This window comes from Streptomyces sp. NPDC014734 (genome assembly GCF_043083325.1).
Classification (GTDB): domain Bacteria; phylum Actinomycetota; class Actinomycetes; order Streptomycetales; family Streptomycetaceae; genus Streptomyces.
Genome location: NZ_JBIBYN010000021.1, coordinates 135,817 through 153,701, shown reverse-complemented (window position 1 = coordinate 153,701; position 17,885 = coordinate 135,817). Strand labels below are relative to the sequence as shown.

General features: G+C 71.7%; 14 protein-coding genes and 1 pseudogene. 11 read left to right on the top strand and 4 right to left on the bottom strand.

Features of this window, described 5'->3' with window-relative positions; genetic code table 11:
• Positions 1–210: 210 nt before the first annotated feature.
• Positions 211–1,014 carry a chaplin gene (locus ACF1CT_RS28750; protein WP_391786888.1) on the bottom strand — a complete coding sequence of 268 codons (804 nt, stop codon included), beginning with the start codon at positions 1,012–1,014 and terminating at the stop codon, positions 211–213.
• A 551-nt stretch (positions 1,015–1,565) separates the two neighbouring features.
• Here ACF1CT_RS28750 and ACF1CT_RS28745 point away from each other — a divergent pair.
• The 6 genes from ACF1CT_RS28745 to ACF1CT_RS28720 all read left to right on the top strand — a co-directional run bounded on the left by ACF1CT_RS28745 (position 1,566) and on the right by ACF1CT_RS28720 (position 5,137).
• A complete protein-coding gene (locus ACF1CT_RS28745; protein ID WP_391786883.1) occupies positions 1,566–1,967 on the top strand; it encodes a rodlin in 402 nt (133 codons plus the stop codon).
• Positions 1,968–2,273: 306 nt separating this feature from the next.
• Positions 2,274–2,507, top strand: a complete 234-nt coding sequence (locus tag ACF1CT_RS28740) for a chaplin (protein WP_391786882.1) — start codon at positions 2,274–2,276, stop codon at positions 2,505–2,507.
• 248 nt (positions 2,508–2,755) lie between these two features.
• Positions 2,756–3,046, top strand: a complete 291-nt coding sequence (locus ACF1CT_RS28735) for a hypothetical protein (RefSeq protein ID WP_391786881.1) — start codon at positions 2,756–2,758, stop codon at positions 3,044–3,046.
• A gap of 183 nt (positions 3,047–3,229) precedes the next feature.
• Positions 3,230–3,640: a rodlin gene (locus tag ACF1CT_RS28730; RefSeq protein ID WP_391786880.1), complete on the top strand. Its 411-nt coding sequence runs from the start codon at positions 3,230–3,232 to the stop codon at positions 3,638–3,640.
• A 767-nt stretch (positions 3,641–4,407) separates the two neighbouring features.
• Complete coding sequence (locus ACF1CT_RS28725) at positions 4,408–4,614, top strand: hypothetical protein (RefSeq protein ID WP_391786879.1); 207 nt, start codon at positions 4,408–4,410, stop codon at positions 4,612–4,614.
• A gap of 112 nt (positions 4,615–4,726) precedes the next feature.
• Positions 4,727–5,137, top strand: coding sequence for a rodlin (locus ACF1CT_RS28720; protein WP_391786878.1), 411 nt, complete (start codon positions 4,727–4,729; stop codon positions 5,135–5,137).
• Positions 5,138–5,295: 158 nt separating this feature from the next.
• Here the strand turns inward: ACF1CT_RS28720 and ACF1CT_RS28715 are convergent, their stop codons facing one another.
• Positions 5,296–5,796, bottom strand: coding sequence for a DUF5949 family protein (locus tag ACF1CT_RS28715; RefSeq protein WP_391786877.1), 501 nt, complete (start codon positions 5,794–5,796; stop codon positions 5,296–5,298).
• 384 nt (positions 5,797–6,180) lie between these two features.
• Here ACF1CT_RS28715 and rsgA point away from each other — a divergent pair, with 384 nt between their 5' ends.
• Together rsgA and ACF1CT_RS28705 are read left to right on the top strand one after the other, a co-directional pair.
• Positions 6,181–7,356, top strand: coding sequence for a ribosome small subunit-dependent GTPase A (gene rsgA / locus ACF1CT_RS28710; RefSeq protein WP_391786876.1), 1,176 nt, complete (start codon positions 6,181–6,183; stop codon positions 7,354–7,356).
• A gap of 70 nt (positions 7,357–7,426) precedes the next feature.
• A pseudogene (locus ACF1CT_RS28705) lies at positions 7,427–8,865 on the top strand (bifunctional transcriptional activator/DNA repair enzyme AdaA); the annotation flags it as partial.
• On the opposite strand, the gene ACF1CT_RS28700 reads toward ACF1CT_RS28705, so the two are convergent.
• Positions 8,793–9,275 (bottom strand): DUF456 domain-containing protein, encoded by a 483-nt coding sequence (locus ACF1CT_RS28700; protein WP_391786875.1) that lies wholly within the window; start codon positions 9,273–9,275, stop codon positions 8,793–8,795. The pseudogene ACF1CT_RS28705 and the gene ACF1CT_RS28700 overlap by 73 nt on opposite strands.
• Positions 9,276–9,365: 90 nt before the next feature.
• Positions 9,366–10,355 carry a helix-turn-helix domain-containing protein gene (locus ACF1CT_RS28695; protein ID WP_391786874.1) on the bottom strand — a complete coding sequence of 330 codons (990 nt, stop codon included), beginning with the start codon at positions 10,353–10,355 and terminating at the stop codon, positions 9,366–9,368.
• A gap of 209 nt (positions 10,356–10,564) precedes the next feature.
• Here ACF1CT_RS28695 and ACF1CT_RS28690 point away from each other — a divergent pair, with 209 nt between their 5' ends.
• From ACF1CT_RS28690 to ACF1CT_RS28680, 3 genes are all read left to right on the top strand, one after another.
• The gene (locus ACF1CT_RS28690) at positions 10,565–14,332 is read left to right on the top strand and encodes a S8 family serine peptidase (RefSeq protein ID WP_391786873.1); all 3,768 of its coding nucleotides are present in this window, start codon (positions 10,565–10,567) and stop codon (positions 14,330–14,332) included.
• A gap of 175 nt (positions 14,333–14,507) precedes the next feature.
• Complete coding sequence (locus ACF1CT_RS28685) at positions 14,508–15,974, top strand: protein phosphatase 2C domain-containing protein (RefSeq protein WP_391786872.1); 1,467 nt, start codon at positions 14,508–14,510, stop codon at positions 15,972–15,974.
• 64 nt (positions 15,975–16,038) lie between these two features.
• Positions 16,039–17,781, top strand: a complete 1,743-nt coding sequence (locus tag ACF1CT_RS28680) for a pyruvate dehydrogenase (RefSeq protein ID WP_391786871.1) — start codon at positions 16,039–16,041, stop codon at positions 17,779–17,781.
• The last annotated feature ends 104 nt before the right edge of the window (positions 17,782–17,885 follow it).

Below are 17,885 nucleotides of genomic sequence, written 5' to 3'. Positions count from 1 at the left end.
GTCACGGAGACCGCCCGCGACGTACAACGCCTGGCGCCCTGGCGCGCGACGGCGGTCACCGAGGCGTGACGAGCCGGGGAGCAGGAGGGGGCGGGGGGGGGGCGCCCCCCCCCCCCCCCCCCCCCCCCCGCGGGGGGGGGGGGGGGGGGCCCCCCCCCCCCCCCCCCCCCCCCCTCCGTGTTTTCCGCGGTCGTCCGTCGACCGCGCGAGTCAGTTCTTCGAGGCGCGGGTACGGCGCATCAGCAGGGCGCCGCCGAGCACCATCGCGGCGCTCGCGCCGCCGGCCAGACCCAGGTTGGTGTCGGAGCCGGTGTGTGCAAGCTGCGGCTTGTGGTGGTGGTGGTGCCACTGCGGCTGGTGATGCACCGGGGGCTTGTGCGGCCAGTTGTGGGTGGGGGGCTTGTGCGGCCAGTTGTGGGTGGGGGGCTCGTGGTGGGCGGGCGGGTTGTGGTGGTGCCCGGGAGGGCAGTCCGGCGTGTGGTGGTGCGGCGGCTTGTGGGGCGGGTGGACCGGCGGCTTGTGCGGCGGGTGCACGGGGGGCTTGTGCGGCGGGTGGACCGGCGGCTTGTGCGGCGGGTGCACGGGCGGCGGCGGGGTCTCGATGCCCTCGGACTCGTTCTCGCACTTGTTGCCGAACGCGGGGTTGAGCAGGCCGACGACATCGACCGTGTTGCCGCAGGCGTTGACGGGAACATCCACCGGGACCTGCACGATGTTGCCGGAGAGCACGCCGGGGGAGCCCGCCGCGAGGCCCTCGGCGCTCGCCCCCGGTCCGCCGTCGCCCCGACCGCCCTCGCTCTCGTTCTCGCACTCGTTGCCGAACGCCGGGTTCAGCAGGCCGATCACATCGACCGTGTTTCCGCACAGGTTGACGGGAACGTGGATCGGCACCTGCACGGTGTTGCCCGAGCCGACGCCCGGCGATCCGACGGCGGCACCCTCGGCGGAGGCGTCCGCGAACGCGTATCCGCCGGACGCGGCCAGGATGCCTGACGCCGCCGCCATCACCAGCACGCTCTTACTCAAGGCTTTTCGCATTGATTGCCCTTTCCTGGGACACGTCGCGCGAGCGCGGGGCCCGCGGTTCATTCATCAGGCGATGCGGATTGCACGGGGAGTCGCCCCGCTTCCTCTCGGTGCGGGCCGACAGCCGGTGGTCGTGGCACGGCGGAGAAGCGACGTACGAGCTTTCTTCACGCGATGAATCCACCTCTCTGCCGGGCGCACACCCGAGCCGCACGCCCGGTGACACCCATAACGAGGAGGAATTGTCGAGGAAACTCACATTTCGTGGAAATTTTGTGACCACTCGAACGGATTACATGCGCATGCCCGCTCTGACGCCGAACGGATCCTTCGGGTGTTCAATCACGCGTGTTTCGAGGGTGGTTGAGGCGTGAAGGGGATGGGGGGCATGGAAAAACGCTTCTGCGGTACTTCTGACGCATATTCGTACCCCTGTCCGTGATCTTTCGGCGTTCGGGTGAATGGAGAGAACCAAAAGCCCGGTTGCGAGTTGGTCAGGAGGCTCCGGTACGGGGCATCCGGTACGAGAAGGGTTAATCGTGATCAAGAAGGTTCTGGCCACGGGCGCCGTGGCCGCCTCCATCCTCGGCATGGGCGCGACGCAGGCCATGGCGGTCGGCGACAACGGCGGTACGACCTCGGTCAACGGCAACGGAGCCTCGCAGTCGTTCGGCAACGCCGTGACCCACGGCGACGGCAGCCCGCAGTTCGACCTGGTCCAGGGCAGCCTGAACAAGCCGTGCGTCGGCCTGCCGCTCAAGGCCAACGTCGGTTCGGTCCTCGGCCTGATCCCGATCGCGGTCCAGGACGTCAACGTGCTGTCCTCGCCGCAGAACCAGCAGTGCACCGAGAACTCCACCCAGGCCAAGGGCGACGAGCCGCTGTCGCACATCCTCAGCGGCATCCCGGTGCTCTCCGGCAACGGCGCCGGCAACAGCTGATCCGGCCAACCACAGTGACAGGCCCGGGCCGTCGGCATTCCTCCTCCGCGGTCCGGGCCCGCTGCTGCCCTCTCCGGTGCCGACGCACCGGACGGTCCGGCGAGAGCAGGCGCGGCGTCGGATGAGGGACATCGCGTCGACGCTGCGTCATTCGGGCGATTCCGGGAACCGTCGTTCTCGGAGAGTCTCGCCCGCGGTCCTCAATTGTTATGAAATGCAGCGGCGGGGTGACGAGTGATCAGGACCGCACTCGTGCGGCACGAAGGACGTGACCGCTCAGAAACTCCGTCGAGAAAGGGAAAAGAAATGAAGTACAGCAAGGTTGCCGCCGTAGCCGCCGGAACCCTGATGGCGGTGGGCGCCGCCGCCCCCGCGTTCGCCGACTCCGGTGCCTCGGGCGCCGCGGCCTTCTCCCCGGGTGTGGTATCCGGAAACGTCATTGAGGTTCCGGTGCACATTCCGCTCAACGTCTGCGGCAACACCGTCAACGTGATCGGTGTGCTCAACCCCACCTTCGGCAACACCTGCCTCAACTTCTGACCGCGATCGGTCGAGTCGACAGCAGGTGACGGGAGGGCCCCGGTTCGCATGCGACGCGGACCGGGGCCCTTCCCCCCATTCCGGTGCCCGAACGCGGGGCCGCCGAGAAAAACCGGTTCTCTCCAGTTGCCCCGTCGCAATCACCTCGTTACCCAGGACGAGAGCGGTGGGAATCACGGCCAAGGACGCCTGGTGAGGTCGCGGTTCGCGCGATCGAGAAGCCCGCCGCTGAAGAAGGGAATCCACAAGTGAAGTACGCGAAGTCCGCCGCGCTCGTCGCCGGTTCCGTGGTCGCTCTGGGAACGGCTGCTCCCGCCTTCGCCGTCAACACCACCACGGCCCCCAACTTCAGCCTCGACGGTGGTATCAACCAGGTGGTGGCCAGCACGCCGCAGGTCGTCGACCCTGTCGTGGACACGGTCGGCGGCGCCGCGAAATCGATGCACAAGAGCGGCACCGTCGACAAGCTGACCGGCCAGGCCGTCGGCGCGGCCAAGGGCGCGGCACCGCTGCTCGGCGGGCTGCCCGTCGGCGGCTGATCCGCCACCGGGTCGCGGCACCCCTCGCATTCGGGGTTCGCGTACCCCGAATGCCGCACGCGCGGCGAACGACCGCTCAGTAGAAGCATCGTTCGAGTGAACGAGCACAACCATCGCCGTCACCGCGAGTTGATCAGGGCGCTCCGGACAGGCGAGCAACAGGAATATCAGAAGGGCTATTTCATGATTAAGAAGATTATGGCTTCGGCGGCCGTCGCTGTTTCGATCGCCGGTGTGTCCGCCGCGGTCGCCCCCGCGGCCATGGCGGTGGGCAACGACAACGGCACCACGTCGGTCAACGGCAACGGCGCCGTCCAGTCATACGGCAACTCCGCCACCCACGGCGACTGGAGCCCGCAGTTCGCGCTGATCCAGGGCTCGCTCAACAAGCCCTGCATCGCCCTGCCGGCCAAGGCCAACGTCGGCTCCGTTCTCGGCCTCGTCCCGATCTCGGTCCAGGACCTCAACGTGCTGTCCTCGCCGCAGAACCAGCAGTGCACCGAGAACTCCACGCAGGCCAAGGGCGACGAGGCCCTGTCGCACCTGCTGAGCAACATCCCGATCCTGTCCGGCAACGGCGCCGGCAACAACTAAGGGCTGTCCCATGATCCCTGGCGGGCGCGCGACGGCAGCTACGGCACCTCGCGGCGTTGCCGGAACATCCGCATGCATCCCGTATGCGCATGTCCCTCCGCCTTGCGATGCACCGCATCCGGCGCCGCACACTGTTCCACCGCGGATTACGGGACAGCCTTAGGCCGTGTCTGACAATTCCACGCGGGCGGGCGCCGCCCCGCACGGGACCTCGCCGCGTTGCCGAAAAGCCCTGGTAGCTCCGCTACAAGGACTTCCCGGCGCCTTGCGACGCACCGCACAGGACGACGCCCGCTGATCCACGCGGAATTGTCAGACACGTCCCAGTGCGGTGACCGGGAAGGTTCGCCGGAAGCTCGCGATGTCCGGTGTGGTGCGTCGCAAGGCGGAGCATCGTCGGCGTACCGGATGTGCGCGGATGAGGTGACAACGAGGCGAGGTGTCGTGCCGGGCGTTGCGGGCCGGTGAACCCCTCCGGTCGCAGTACCAAGGACATCAGGCCCCGGCCGTGCGTCCCCGCCCCCTCGACCGTCGGCATACGACGTGCTCGTCCGGGACGGCCGCGCGTGCGCCTTCGGGCCCGCCTGCCCGCAGTGCGGAAAACACCCGTGGGGCCGGCACATCCGGGAGCGCCGATATTCGGCGCCCGGACGTGCCGGCCCCATGTGGTGTGCGCGGGAGGCCGCACCGCCCGAACGGGCGGGCGGACTGGTCCGGTTGCCGTATCGGCGGCGGACGTCACCCGCCGCATCGGGTAGGGACCGGACATGGACCAGTACGACAGTCAACGACCCTGCGGCCGACAGCGGAACGCGCAGGACGCCACCCCCATCTACGACAGGCTGCTCGCCGAATGGCGGGCGGCCCGCGGCGCTCCGGAGCCGCTGTCGCCCCCGAGACCCGCACCGCCCGGTACGGGAGGCCGCGTGCCCGCGGCCCGCACCTCGGAGGAGACCGGGACGAACGAGTTGTGAGTGTCGAACTCACGCCGGATCGGACCCATTCGGGTGGTCATGCGGAACCGTCGCTGCCGTGATGGGTTGATCAGTACGTTCCACAACGGGACGCTCCGAAAGGTGAAGCGTGATGAAGAAGATGATGGCCGGCGCAGCAGTGGCCGTGTCCCTGGCGGGTCTGTCCGCCGCCGTCGCTCCCGCGGCCATGGCGGTGGGCAACGACGGGGGCACCACGTCGGTCAACGGCAACGGCGCCGTGTCCGCGTTCGGCAACAGCGAGACCCGGGGCGACGGCAGCCCGCAGGCTCAGCTCATCCAGGGTTCGCTGAACAAGCTGTGCCTCGGTGTGCCGGTGAAGGCCAACGCCGGCGCGCTCGTCGGTCTGCTCGTTCCGGTGGCGGTCCAGGACATCGACGTACTGTCCTCGCCGCAGAACCAGCAGTGTGCCGACAACTCGGTCCAGGCCAAGGGCGACGAGCCGCTGTCGCACATCCTGAGCGGCATCCCGGTGCTGTCGGGCAACGGCGTCGCCAACAACTGACGCCCCACGGGTGCGGTCGGCAGGGGATGTCCACCCGGGCCGCCCGCACCCCGGCGCGTACGGCTGTGCGGTGCAGGAGCGGGCGTTTCGCCCGGCGCCTGCTCATGAGGATGCCCACCACCCCGCGGGGTGGTGGGCATCTGGCGTACCGGGGTGGTTCAGCCCAGGCTGCGTACCGGAAGAACGCAATGCGCGGACGTCACGATGATCTCCGTGTTCCCCGCGAACGACCGGAGCAGTTCCTCGCCGATCGGCCGGCCGGGCGCGCCCTGGGGCCATGGGCGGGTGGCGAACATGATGTTCACCTCGCCGCGTTGCCCGGCCGCCGTCAGCCACTCCGCCGGTGCGGGGTACTGGGCGGTGAAGTGAGGGAGGGTCAGGACCGCCTGGCCGGCCTGGACGAGCAGTTTCACCGGAAGTCCCGGGCTCTCGGCGCCGTACACCGGGCCGGTGCCCACCGACAGTCCGCTGCGTTCCAGGGCGACGCGCATGGCGGCCTCGCCGACGGCCGGGCCGTCCGACCCGTCGCCCAGGGAGTAGACGAGGAGGAAGGCGGCGTCGGGGCCTCCGTCGGGGTGTTCGCCGCTCCACCCGATGAGGGTGATCGTGCCCAACTGGGCTTGAGTGAACGCGCCGGAGGCCGTCTGGGGTGAGGTCATGCTCGGCACCATAACGGCCCGGGACCGGTCGTTGTGCGCGTCTTTCACCTGATCGAGGGATATCTGTGGATATCCCGGATGAAGGCGAAGGCAAAAGGGATCGCGTCCGTCTCCCGGGCGGGGCCTGCGGGCGGGGCGCGATAAATGGTTGACGTCGTCTCGTTGCCGCAGGCTATGGTGTGCGGTGTCACCGGGCGGCGGACGCCGTCGGTACCGGTCCCGTGCGTGAACCAGGAGGTGAGGACATTGATGACTGTCGTCGCGATGGGCATGGCCCACAACCGCAGGAGCATCGTTCCCACCCCCGTGGTCGCCGGCTGACCTCTTCCACAACTCTGCGCGCCCGTAGGCGCGTTGCCGGGGCCACCCTTCGAAGGGTTTCCCTTGTCTTTCCCGTCCTCCCCGTCGTCCGACCTCTCTCTCCAGGACACGTCCGCGTCGCACCCGCTGTCCCCGTACGGCTGGGACGACGACTGGGCCGCCGTCTTCGCCCCCCACGCCGAACGGGGTCTGCTGCCCGGCCGCGTGGTGCGGGTCGACCGAGGGCAGTGCGACATCGTCACCCCGCACGGCACGGTCCGGGCCGACACGGCCTTCGTCGTCCCGCGCGACCCCATGCGGATCGTCTGCACGGGCGACTGGGCCGCCGTCGACCCCGACGGCGACCCGCGGTTCGTGCGGACGCTGCTTCCGAGGCGTACCGCCTTCGTCCGCTCGACGTCCTCGCAGCGCTCCGAGGGACAGGTGCTCGCCACCAACGTCGATCACATCGCCATCTGCGTCTCGCTCGCCGCGGACCTCGACCTGGGAAGGGTGGAGCGCTTCCTCGCGCTCGCCATGTCCAGCACCGACGGCGACGCGCTCCTCGGCGGCGGAGGGGCCACCGTGCACGGCGCCGCCGAGCCGATCGTGGTGCTGACCAAGGCCGACCTGGTGCCGGACGCCGCGACGCTGTCGTACCTCGTCCAGGACATCGAGTCCGTCGCCCCCGGTGTGCAGGTGCTGCCGGTCAGCTCCACCACGGGGGAGGGGCTCGATGTGTTCGCCGCGATCGTCTCGGGCGGTACGAGCGTGCTGCTCGGGGCCTCCGGCGCGGGCAAATCGACGCTCGCCAACACCCTGCTCGGCCGCGAGGTGATGGAGGTGCAGGCCGCCCGCGAGGTCGACAACAAGGGCCGGCACACCACCACCACGCGCAATCTGCTGGTCCTGCCCACCGGGGGCGTCCTGATCGACACCCCCGGGCTGCGCGGCGTCGGGCTCTGGGACGCCGAGGCCGGGGTCGGTCAGGTCTTCTCCGAGATCGACGAGCTGGCCGAACGGTGCCGGTTCCATGACTGCGCCCACCTCGCCGAGCCCGGCTGCGCGGTGCTCGCCGCCATCGAGGACGGCTCGCTGCCCGAGCGGCGCCTCGACAGCTATCGCAAGCTGATGCGCGAGAACCGGCGCATCGTCGCCAAGACCGATGCCAGAGTGCGTTCCGAGATGCTGCGCGAATGGAAGCGCAGGGGGGCCGAGGGCCGTGCCGCCATGGACGCCAAGCGCGGCCGGGCGCGGTAGTCCGCGGCGACCGTCGACGTCCGAAAGCCGCCGGTGCGGCACCCGGGGGTGCCGCACACTGGACGGTGTGATGGACGAAACGACCAGGTACGAGGCGGTGAGCAGCCGCGACGCCCGTTTCGACGGCGCGTTCTTCTTCGCCGTCGAGACGACCGGCATCTACTGCCGGCCGAGCTGCCCCGCCGTCACCCCCAAGCGGAAGAACGTCCGCTTCTTCCCGACCGCCGCGGCCGCCCAGGGCCACGGCTTCCGGGCCTGCCGTCGCTGTCGGCCGGACGCCGCGCCCGGCTCGGCGGAGTGGAACGTACGGGCCGACGTCGTCGGACGTGCCGTGCGGATGATCGGTGACGGCGTGGTGGACCGGGAGGGCGTACCCGGTCTCGCGCGGCGGCTCGGCTACAGCCCGCGCCAGGTGCAGCGGCAGCTCAACGCGGAGCTCGGCGCCGGACCCGTCGCACTGGCCCGTGCCCAGCGCGCCCACACGGCACGGGTGCTGCTCCAGACCACCGGGCTGCCCGTCACCGAGATCGCCTTCGCGTCCGGGTTCGCCAGTGTCCGCCAGTTCAACGACACGATCCGGCGGATCTACGCCAGGACCCCGACCGCGCTGCGGGCCGACGCGGGCGCGGGGGCGGCGGCCCGGGCGGCGCGTACCACCGGCATCCCGCTGCGGCTCGCCCACCGGGGGCCGTACGCGGCCCGTGAGGTCTTCGACCTCCTGGCCTCCGAGGCGGTGACCGGGATCGAGGAGGTCTGCGGCGAGCCCGGCGCCCGCACCTACCGGCGCACCCTGCGGCTGCCCCACGGCACGGCCGTCGTCGCCGTCGACGAGCGGTCCGCGGGCCCCTGGCTGGACGTCCGGATCCATCTCACGGACCCGCGCGACCTGACCGCGGCGGTGCAGCGGCTGCGGCGGCTGTTCGACCTGGACGCCGATCCGTACGCCGTCGACGAGCGGCTCGGCGCGGACCCGCTCCTCGCGCCGCTCGTCGCCGCACGTCCGGGGCTGCGCTCGCCGGGCGCCGCCGACCCCGAGGAATGCGCCGTGCGGACCCTGGTGGGCACGGCGGGGGCGGAGCGGCTCGTGGCGGCGTACGGGAAGGCGCTGGACGCCCCCTCCGGCGGGCTCACCCACGTGTTCCCCGGGCCGGGCGCGCTGGCGGGCGCGGCGGACGACCCGGCGCTGCGGGCGCTGGCCCGGGCCCTGGACGACGGGGAGGTCCGGCTCGACGTCGGGGCGGACCGGGACGAGGCGGAGCGGGCGCTGTTGCGCCTGCCGGGGATCGGTCCGCGGGGCGTGGCACTCATCAGGACGCGGGCACTCGGCGACCCCGACGTGGACCCGGACGGCAGGGCGCGGGCGGAGCGCTGGAGCCCCTGGCGCTCGTACGCGGCGCGGCACCTGGCACTCGCGAGCTGAGTGGCACGGCGGGCGGTCAGCCCCAGAGCACCACGCCGAGCCAGGCGCCCGCCACCAGCAGGCACGCGAAGAGTTCCACGAGCACCGACCAGCCGGTCGCCCGCATCACCGAGCGGACCGACACCCACCCCGCCCCGCGGCTGCCGAGCCGCAGCCGTTCCGCGGCGTAGACGGTTCCCACGTAGCCGACGACGCCGCCCAGCACCGGCACGACGAAGAAGCCCACGATCGCGCCGATGCCGCCGAGCACCAGTGTCCTGCGCGGCGCGCCCGACTCGTGCGGGCGGCGCCGCGGCAGCAACGGCTTCAGCGCCTGGTTCACCAGCAGCAGCGCGGTGGCACCCATGAGCACGCCCCAGGCCGCCGGCGTCCTGTCGGCCAGGGCCCACCACAGCACCGCCGCCCAGACGATCGCCTGCCCCGGCACTCCCTGCACCAGTACGCCGACCAGGCCGAGGAGCATGACCAGGCCGACGGCGACGAGTTGCCACACACCCATCTCACCAGCCTGCCGGAGCCCGCGCGGTCCCGCCCGCCGACGCGTACCGGGCGGGGCCGGCCCGGTGCGGAACCGCGGCGGCGCCCCCGGTCAGGTCCGTGGTTCGCGGGCCACCCAACCCCGTTCGTAGGCGTGCCAGCCGAGCTGGAGCCGGGTCGACACCCCGGTCAGCTCCATCAGACCCTTCACGCGCCGCTGCACGGTCCGCAGGCCCAGTTCCAACTGCTTCGCCACGCTCGCGTCCGTCAGCCCGGCCAGCAGCAGTGACAGGATCTCCAGGTCCGTGGCGTCCGGCCCGCCGGCCGTCTCCTCCAGCCGCCCGCCCCCGCCGAGCCGGAGCGGCATCGCCTCCCGCCACACCGCCTCGAACAGCCCCATCAGCGACTCCAGCAGCCCGGACCCGTGGACGACGAGGGCCGCGGGCTCCGCCCCCCGGCCCGTCAGCGGCACCATCGCCAGGGAGGCATCGGCGACGACCAGCTTGGTGGGCACCCGGTCGACCACCCGGCACTGTTCGTCACGGCCCAGCGCGGCCGACAGCTCCAGGATCCCGGACGGCAGCGCGAGCACCTCCCGCTCGACCACCACCCGGAACAAGACCCCACGGGTGACGGCCTGCTCCTCGGCCTCGTTCTCCATTCCGCTCACCGCCATCGGCTTTCCGGTGACCAGGGCGCACACCTCGCTCGTCGCCCCCAGCTGCAACTGGTGGAAACGGTGTGCCACCGCGCTCGCTCCCGTCACCACCTCGATGAGGTCGTGGACGGCGGCGTCGGTGGCCTCCGCGCGGTACTCCTCGGCGAGCAGTGCCGCCGCCAGCTCGGCCTGTTCCAGCTCGTGGCGCTGCTGGGTCAGCAGCGCCCCCAGCGCCACCCCGGGCGGCGCGGCCACCCAGCGGCCGGTGCGCGACGAGGACTGGGCGGCCAGGCCGTGCTGTTCCAGCCTGCGCAGGGCCCGCTCGGTGTCCGGCTCGGGGAGCGCAAGCCGGTGCGCGAGATCGGAGACCTCCGCGGCCCCCAGTGTCACGAGCGCGCGGTACGCCGACTCCTGTATCTCGTCGAGACCTATGGCCCCCAACATCCTCGGTCCCTCCCGGACGCATTGGTTCCGTACGCCGTCGTTCTTCTCGGGCGCCCGGTCGTGGCGGAAAGCGGCCACGGCGTAAACCCGCCGTGTACATCATCCCTTCATCGCCCGTCGCTCTGCCAATGTGGCGCCACCGCAGTTCCGACAACTTCCGGAATGCCGCTGTTTGTTCAGAGGCGATCCGGTATCACTTGGGGAGAGCGATGCGTCCGATATCGCGTACGGCCCTGGGGGCGGCCACCGCCGCCGTCCTTGCCGTCACCGCGATCGCACCGTCCGCGGCAGCGCCGCGGGACGACGCGACCGCGAAGAGACCACTCACCGGGAGCACGGCCGCGGCGGCCGAGGCGGGCGGGCCGGTCACCGTCACCCTGGTCACCGGCGACAAGGTCCTGGTGCGCACCGGCCGTTCGGGGGCCGCCTCGGTCACCGCGCTGCCCCGCGAGGACGGCTCCGTACCCCTCGTGCAGACCAGGCAGTCCGGCAAGGACCTCTACGTCTACCCCGACACCGCCGCCGCCGCGCTCGCCGCGGGCACGGTCGACGAGGAACTCTTCAACGTCACCGGGCTCGTCCGGCAGGGCTACGACGACGCGCACACCACGTCCCTGCCGCTGATCGCCGTCTACGACAAGGCCGCCGCCCGCTCCGCGGCGGCGACCCCGCGCGGCGCGGAGCGCGGACTCGTCCTCGACGCGGTCGACGGCGTCGCGCTGAAGGCGGACAAGGCGAAGGCCGCCGACTTCTGGTCGGACGTCACCCGCGGCGCCCGTTCCTTCTCGGCCTCCGGGCTGAAGAAGCTCTGGCTCGACCGCAAGGTTCAGGCCACTCTCGACAAGTCGACCAAGCAGGTCGGCGCGGATCTCGCCTGGGCCGCCGGGTACGACGGCAAGGGCACCAAGGTCGCCGTCCTCGACACCGGGGTGGACGCCGAACACCCCGACCTCAAGGGCCGGATCGCCGCATCGGAGAACTTCACCGACTCCGGCACCACCGACGACCGGCAGGGCCACGGCACCCACACCATCTCCACCGTCGGCGGGACCGGGGCGGCCAGCGACGGCAAGAAGAAGGGCGTCGCCCCCGGCGCGGACCTGCTCGCGGGCAAGGTCCTCAACGACAGCGGCTCCGGCGCCGAATCGTGGATCATCGCCGGCATGCAGTGGGCCGTCGACAAGAAGGCCGACGTCGTCTCCATGAGCCTCGGCAGCCCCGAGCCGACCGACTGCACCGACCCGATGAGCGTCGCCGCCGAGAAACTCGCGCAGACCGAGGGAACCCTGTTCGTCATCGCGGCCGGCAACACCGGCCCGACGCTCAACACCGTCTCCTCGCCCGGCTGCGCCCCGAGCGTGCTGACCGTCGGCGCCGTCGACCGCGACGACTCCACGGCCCAGTTCTCCAGCCGCGGACCCGTGATCGGCTCGCACACCCTCAAGCCCGAGATCGCCGCCCCCGGCGTCGGCATCTCCGCGGCGGCGGCCGGCGGCCGCGGCATCTACGCCTATCAGTCGATGTCCGGCACCTCGATGGCGACCCCGCACGTGGCGGGCGCCGCCGCCATCGTGAAGCAGCGCCACCCGGACTGGACCGCGCAGCAGATCAAGGCAGCTCTGGTGTCGTCCGCGAAGAGCGACATTCCCGGCGACGTCCGGGAGACCGGCGGCGGACGCCTCGACGTGAAGGCGGCCATCGACACCACCGTCGTCGGTGCCCCCGCCGTCCAGGCCGGAACCTTCAACTGGCCGCAGGACCGCAGCGACCGCACGACCGTCGACGTCCCCTACACCAACTCAGGCACCAAGCCGGTGAAGCTGTCGCTGAAGGTCCAGGGCGTGACCGGCAACGACGGCTCCGACGTCCGCTCCGCGGTCGCGAAGCTCGACGCCCGCACCGTCACCGTGCCGGCCGGAGCGACCGTGAAGGTCCCGCTGGGCATCGACCCGACCGCGAAGCTGAAGGCCGCCCAGTACGGTGACGTCACCGGACGCGTGCTCGCCACCGGGCCCGGCGGCGTCGAGGTCTCCACCCCGTTCTCGCTGTACGTCGGGCCCGAGACCGTCACCCTGCGCGTCAAGCTCGTCGACCGTGACGGCGAGCCCGCCTCGGGCTCCTCCTCCCTGGACGTCATCGGCACCGACACCGCGAGCGGCGAGCGCCGCTTCAACGACGGCGCCACCGATCAGGTCTACCGGCTCCGCCCCGGCGCGTACTTCGTCTCCAGCTTCGTCACCACGCCCGACGCGAAGGACGCCACCGGCCGGATGACCGAGTCCGTCGGCTACCTCGCCCGGCCGCAGCTGGACGTCAGCAAGGACACCACTCTGGTGCTGGACGCCCGCAAGGCCCACCGGCTCCAGGTGAAGACCCGGGACCGCGCCACCGAGAACCGCTCCACGACGCTCTCGTTCGGCCGTACCTGGGACGGCGTCTGGCTGCACTCCGGCTCCCTCACGGCCAACGGCGCGGTCGGCACCTACCTCGCCGACGTGCGGGGCAAGGCCCGTGACGGCGACTTCGAGTTCGGCAGCTTCTGGCGCGCCTACGCCCCGCAGATCGAGAAGCTGTCGGTCGTCGGCGGAGCCGCACTGCACCCGAGGGCGGCGAGCACCGGATCCGTCAACCTCGACGGCACCGGCACGGCCGCGCTGGTCGACGCCGGTACGGGTACCCCCGACGAACTGCGGGCCGCGGGCGTCGAGGGGAAGATCGCCCTGGTCGAGGTCGACGACGAGGGCAGCATGTACGCCCAGGCACGCGACGCCGGGGCCGCGGGCGCGAAGGCCGTCCTCGCCCACCGCCCCTCCGCGGGGCCCTGGCAGCCGTCCGTCGGCTACGCCCGGGCCGCGGTGCCGTCGCTCGGTATCGACGCGGACGAGGCCGCCGCGCTGAAGGCCCGTCTGGCCGACGGCCCGGTCACCCTGCGCTGGAAGGCCACCGCGGTCAGTCCGTTCGTCTACAACCTCGCCTTCCCCGAGACCGGCCAGATCACCTCGAACCGCACCTACCAGGTGCGCGACGCCAAGCTCGGCAAGGTCACCTCCCACTACGAGGCGATGGGAGTCGCGGCGGACTACGTCGACACGATGATCATCAACCGGCCGTACGGCGGCTCCTTCTCCGCCGCCAGCGACTCCGTCGCCGTCCCCGGCACGCGGACCGAGTACTACTCGGCGGGCGACACCGCCTGGGTGCGGTACCTCTCCTCCAGCTTCCCGTGGGGCGAGCTGATGACCGATCAGCCGCGCACCTACACGTCGGGCTCGAAGCGCACGGAGAACTGGTACCGGGGCATCCCGGCCCCGGCCGCCCCGCGCGACGCCGCGGGCAAGGTCCAGCTGGCCGCCGAGCGCCAGGACAACCTGATCGGCGTCGCCCCCGGCTTCTGGAGCGACAGCGAGCACGCCGGACTCCAGGGCTCCTTCGGTGACATGGGCAACATGCGGCTCACCAGCGGTGGCAAGGTCCTGGGGGAGAGCGGCTGGCCGTCCGGGGTGTTCACCGTCCCGGCCGAGGACGCCGCCTACGAACTCACCCTGCAGACCATGAGGTCCGGCCAGCCCGCAGCCGTGTGGAAGCGTTCCACCAGCACCGAGACCACCTGGAAGTTCCGCTCGAAGCGGGACGAGAACGTCTACTCCCAGGGGATCCCGCTGCTCTTCCCCGGCTACGACCTCGACACGGACGGGATGAAGACACTCGCGGCGAAGGACGGCCGGACGATCGGCCTGAGCGTCACCGGCCACGCCGGGTACACGCCCGGCAGGCTGGTCGCCGCCAGGGTCTCCTACTCGTACGACGGCGGCGGGACCTGGACCGCGGCCACCACCGCACAGCGGGGCGGCCACTGGACCGCGACCGTGAACCACGCGGGCGCGGCCGGCAGGACGGTCACGCTGAGGACCGAACTGACGGACGCCAACGGCAACTCCGTCGTCCAGACCGTGACCGACGCATACGCCGTGCGCTGATCACGCTTCGACCGGTCCGCCGGGCGGCCTCCCCGTGGGGGGTGGGGCCGCCCGGCGGACCTGCCTCACGGACGGCTCCCGGGGGACGCGGCGGCGGACGGTTCCCGGATGCGTTCGTGGCCGGTTTTCCGAAGGCCCCGTTTCCACGCGGCCCGTCCCGTGGACAATCGGGAGCATGAGCCAGCAGGGGGAGAGGCCCGCCGAGGCGGACGACTGGTGGGGCAGGCTGTACGACGAGGTCGCCGGGGACGCGGGGGCGAGCGACACGGCCGACAGCCTCGACGACCGTTTCGACTCCGCGTCGGGCGCGGTGGCGCCGGGGCGAGGTGACGAGGCCGGCGACGAGGTCCTCCCTCCTGCGGTGCTCCCGCCCCCGGCGCCGGTCGTGTCCGGGGGCACGCCCGACGCACCCGCCGGTCCGCGCTCCGGGGCGGAGAGCCTCCGGCCGTCGCGGGCGCGTGCCCCCTGGGAACCGCCCGAGGGGACCTCGCCGGCCCCGGGTTCGGCCGCGGCGGACCCGCCGCGGCCCCGCACCTTCGTCACGCCGTCGTCGACTCGCACGCCCCCGGTGCCCGCCGAGGCCCCGGCCGCTCCCGAACCGCCGGCCGGAGGGGGAACCGGGGCGCGGGAGGAGGAACAGGAGCGGGCGTGCGAGCCCGTGTCCCGGCCGACGGCACGCCTCGTGATCGGCCATGTGGGTGAACGGCCGCCGACCTATGACGCCGAACCGACCGCACTGCCCGTCACCGTCCCCGACGAACTTGACGGTCTGGTCGCCGCCGACACGGTGCTCGACGGCGCCCGTTACGGCACCTACACCCTGCGCTCCGCCTCGGTACGCGGGGACGCCGCACGGTTCTGCGGCGAGCCCCGCCGCGACGCGATGCTCACGTCCCGCTTCGGCGCCGACCGCGCCGCGCTCGTGCTGGTGGCCGTCGCCACCGGTGCCCGGGCGGCCGAGTACGGGCACGTGGCGGCGGCCGACGCCTGCCGGTGGATCGGCGGTGTGGTCGGCCGCAGCCACGCCCGGCTGGCCGAGGACATCAGGGCCGGGCGCCGCGACGACCTCAGGGCCGGCCTGCACCGGCTCACCGACCGCGGCTACGGCAAGCTGCGTGCCCGGGCCGCCGAGCTGGGTCTCGAACCGGGCGGGTACACGGCGGGCCTGCGCTGCCTGCTGCTGTCCGCGGATCCCGACTGCAGAACCAGGATCTTCTTCGGCGTCGGTGACGGCGCCCTGCTCCGGCTGCGCGACGGCGACTGGCAGGACCTCGATCCGCAGACCCCGCCGCCGGCCGCCGGGGAAACCGGGGAGGGGACGGCGTCCCGGGACGAGGACGCACCGGGCCGGGCCACCGCTGCGCGGCCCTCGCCGCCGTCGGCCCGCACGGAGGACGCGCACACCGGGCCCGCCGCGCCGTTCCGCTTCCGGGCCTCGGTGGCCCGGCCGGGTGACACGCTGCTGCTGTGCAGCCCCGGCCTCGCCGAGCCGCTGCGCGGCGAGCCCGCGCTGGCCCGCGAACTCGCCGCACGCTGGGCCGGGAGCGAGGCGCCCGGTCTCGCAGCCTTCCTCGCGGACACCCAGCTCAGGGTGGAGGGCTACTCCGACGACCGTACGGCGGCGGCCGTCTGGGAGGCGTAACCGCGCGCACCGTGGGTTGATGGACGCGGAGTCCGGAAGCCGAAGCGCGGAGAGGTACGCATCCATGGCCAAGCAGAACGTGTCGGAGCAGTTCGTCGACATCCTCGTCCGGGCGGGCGTCAGCCGTATGTACGGAGTCGTCGGCGACAGCCTCAACCCGGTCGTCGACGCCATCCGCCGCAACTCGGCCATCGACTGGATCCAGGTCAGGCACGAGGAGACCGCCGCGTTCGCCGCCGGGGCCGAGGCCCAGATCACCGGTGCGCTGGCGGCCTGCGCCGGATCCTGCGGGCCCGGCAACCTGCACCTCATCAACGGTCTCTACGACGCCCACCGCTCCATGGCACCGGTCCTCGCCCTCGCCTCGCACATCCCGTCGAGCGAGATCGGCCTCGGCTACTTCCAGGAGACCCATCCGGACCTGCTGTTCCGGGAGTGCAGCCACTACAACGAGATGATCTCCAACCCGCAGCAGATGCCCCGGCTGCTCCAGACGGCCATCCAGCACGCGATCGGCCGGGGCGGGGTCAGCGTCGTCACGATGCCGGGGGACATCGCGTCGCAGCCCGCCCCGGAGAAGTCGGTCGAGCACGCCCTGGTCACCTCGCGGCCGACGGTGCGGCCCGGCGACGAGGAGATCGAGAAGCTCTGCCGGATGGTCGACCGGGCGAAACGCGTCACCTTGTTCTGCGGCAGCGGCACGGCCGGCGCCCACGCCGAGGTGATGGAGTTCGCCGAGCGGGTGAAGGCCCCGGTCGGGCACGCGCTGCGGGGCAAGGAGTGGATCCAGTACGACAACCCGTACGACGTCGGAATGAGCGGGCTGCTCGGCTACGGAGCCGCCTACGAGGCGACCAACGAATGCGATCTCCTCATCCTGCTCGGCACCGACTTCCCGTACAACGCGTTCCTCCCCGGCGATGTGCAGATCGTCCAGGTCGACGTGCGCCCCGAGCACCTCGGCCGGCGCTCGAAACTTGACCTGGCGGTCTGGGGCGACGTGCGCGAGACACTGCGCTGCCTGACCCCGAGGGTGAAGGCCAAGACCGACCGCAGGTTCCTCGACCGCATGCTGAAGAAGCACGCGGACGCGTTGGAGGGGGTGGTCAGGGCCTACACCCGCAAGGTCGAGAAGCACGTCCCGATCCACCCGGAGTACGTGGCCTCGGTGCTGGACGAACTCGCCGACGAAGATGCCGTGTTCACCGTCGACACCGGTATGTGCAATGTGTGGGCCGCGCGCTACCTCTCGCCCAACGGCAAGCGCCGCGTCATCGGTTCGTTCAGCCACGGTTCGATGGCCAACGCGCTCCCGCAGGCCATCGGGGCCCAGTTCGTCGACCGGAACCGGCAGGTGGTGTCGATGTCCGGCGACGGTGGATTCACCATGCTGATGGGCGACTTCCTCACCCTGGTGCAGTACGACCTGCCGGTGAAGGTCGTGCTGTTCAACAACTCGTCCCTGAGCATGGTGGAGCTGGAGATGCTGGTGGCCGGTCTCCCGTCGTTCGGGACGACCAACAAGAACCCGGACTTCGCGGCAGTCGCCCGGGCCGCCGGGGCGTACGGTGTCCGGGTCGAGAAGCCGAAACAGCTCGAAGGCGCGCTCAAGGAGGCCTTCAGGCACAAGGGCCCGGCGCTCGTCGATGTCGTCACCGACCCCAACGCCCTCTCCATTCCGCCGAAGATCAGCGCGGACATGGTGACCGGTTTCGCGCTCTCCGCCAGCAAGATCGTGCTGGACGGCGGAGTCGGCCGGATGGTCCAGCTGGCCCGCTCGAACCTGCGCAACGTCCCGCGTCCCTGACCGTCCCGCCCCGCTCCCGGACACCACGGCGAGGAAGGGTGCCCGGGAGCCGACTGTTGATCAACTCCCTTGGCACGCACCCTTGGCGACGCGAAAACAATGTG

Bases quoted from the DNA above. Each gene is read 5' to 3' on its own strand.
- ACF1CT_RS28740 (WP_391786882.1), top strand. From the start codon at position 2,274: ATGAAGTACAGCAAGGTTGCCGCCGTAGCCGCCGGAACCCTGATGGCG.
- ACF1CT_RS28730 (WP_391786880.1), top strand. From the start codon at position 3,230: ATGATTAAGAAGATTATGGCTTCGGCGGCCGTCGCTGTTTCGATCGCC.
- ACF1CT_RS28725 (WP_391786879.1), top strand. From the start codon at position 4,408: ATGGACCAGTACGACAGTCAACGACCCTGCGGCCGACAGCGGAACGCG.
- ACF1CT_RS28720 (WP_391786878.1), top strand. From the start codon at position 4,727: ATGAAGAAGATGATGGCCGGCGCAGCAGTGGCCGTGTCCCTGGCGGGT.
- ACF1CT_RS28715 (WP_391786877.1), bottom strand. From the start codon at position 5,796: ATGACCTCACCCCAGACGGCCTCCGGCGCGTTCACTCAAGCCCAGTTG.
- ACF1CT_RS28700 (WP_391786875.1), bottom strand. From the start codon at position 9,275: ATGGGTGTGTGGCAACTCGTCGCCGTCGGCCTGGTCATGCTCCTCGGC.
- ACF1CT_RS28695 (WP_391786874.1), bottom strand. From the start codon at position 10,355: ATGTTGGGGGCCATAGGTCTCGACGAGATACAGGAGTCGGCGTACCGC.
- ACF1CT_RS28690 (WP_391786873.1), top strand. From the start codon at position 10,565: ATGCGTCCGATATCGCGTACGGCCCTGGGGGCGGCCACCGCCGCCGTC.
- ACF1CT_RS28685 (WP_391786872.1), top strand. From the start codon at position 14,508: ATGAGCCAGCAGGGGGAGAGGCCCGCCGAGGCGGACGACTGGTGGGGC.
- ACF1CT_RS28680 (WP_391786871.1), top strand. From the start codon at position 16,039: ATGGCCAAGCAGAACGTGTCGGAGCAGTTCGTCGACATCCTCGTCCGG.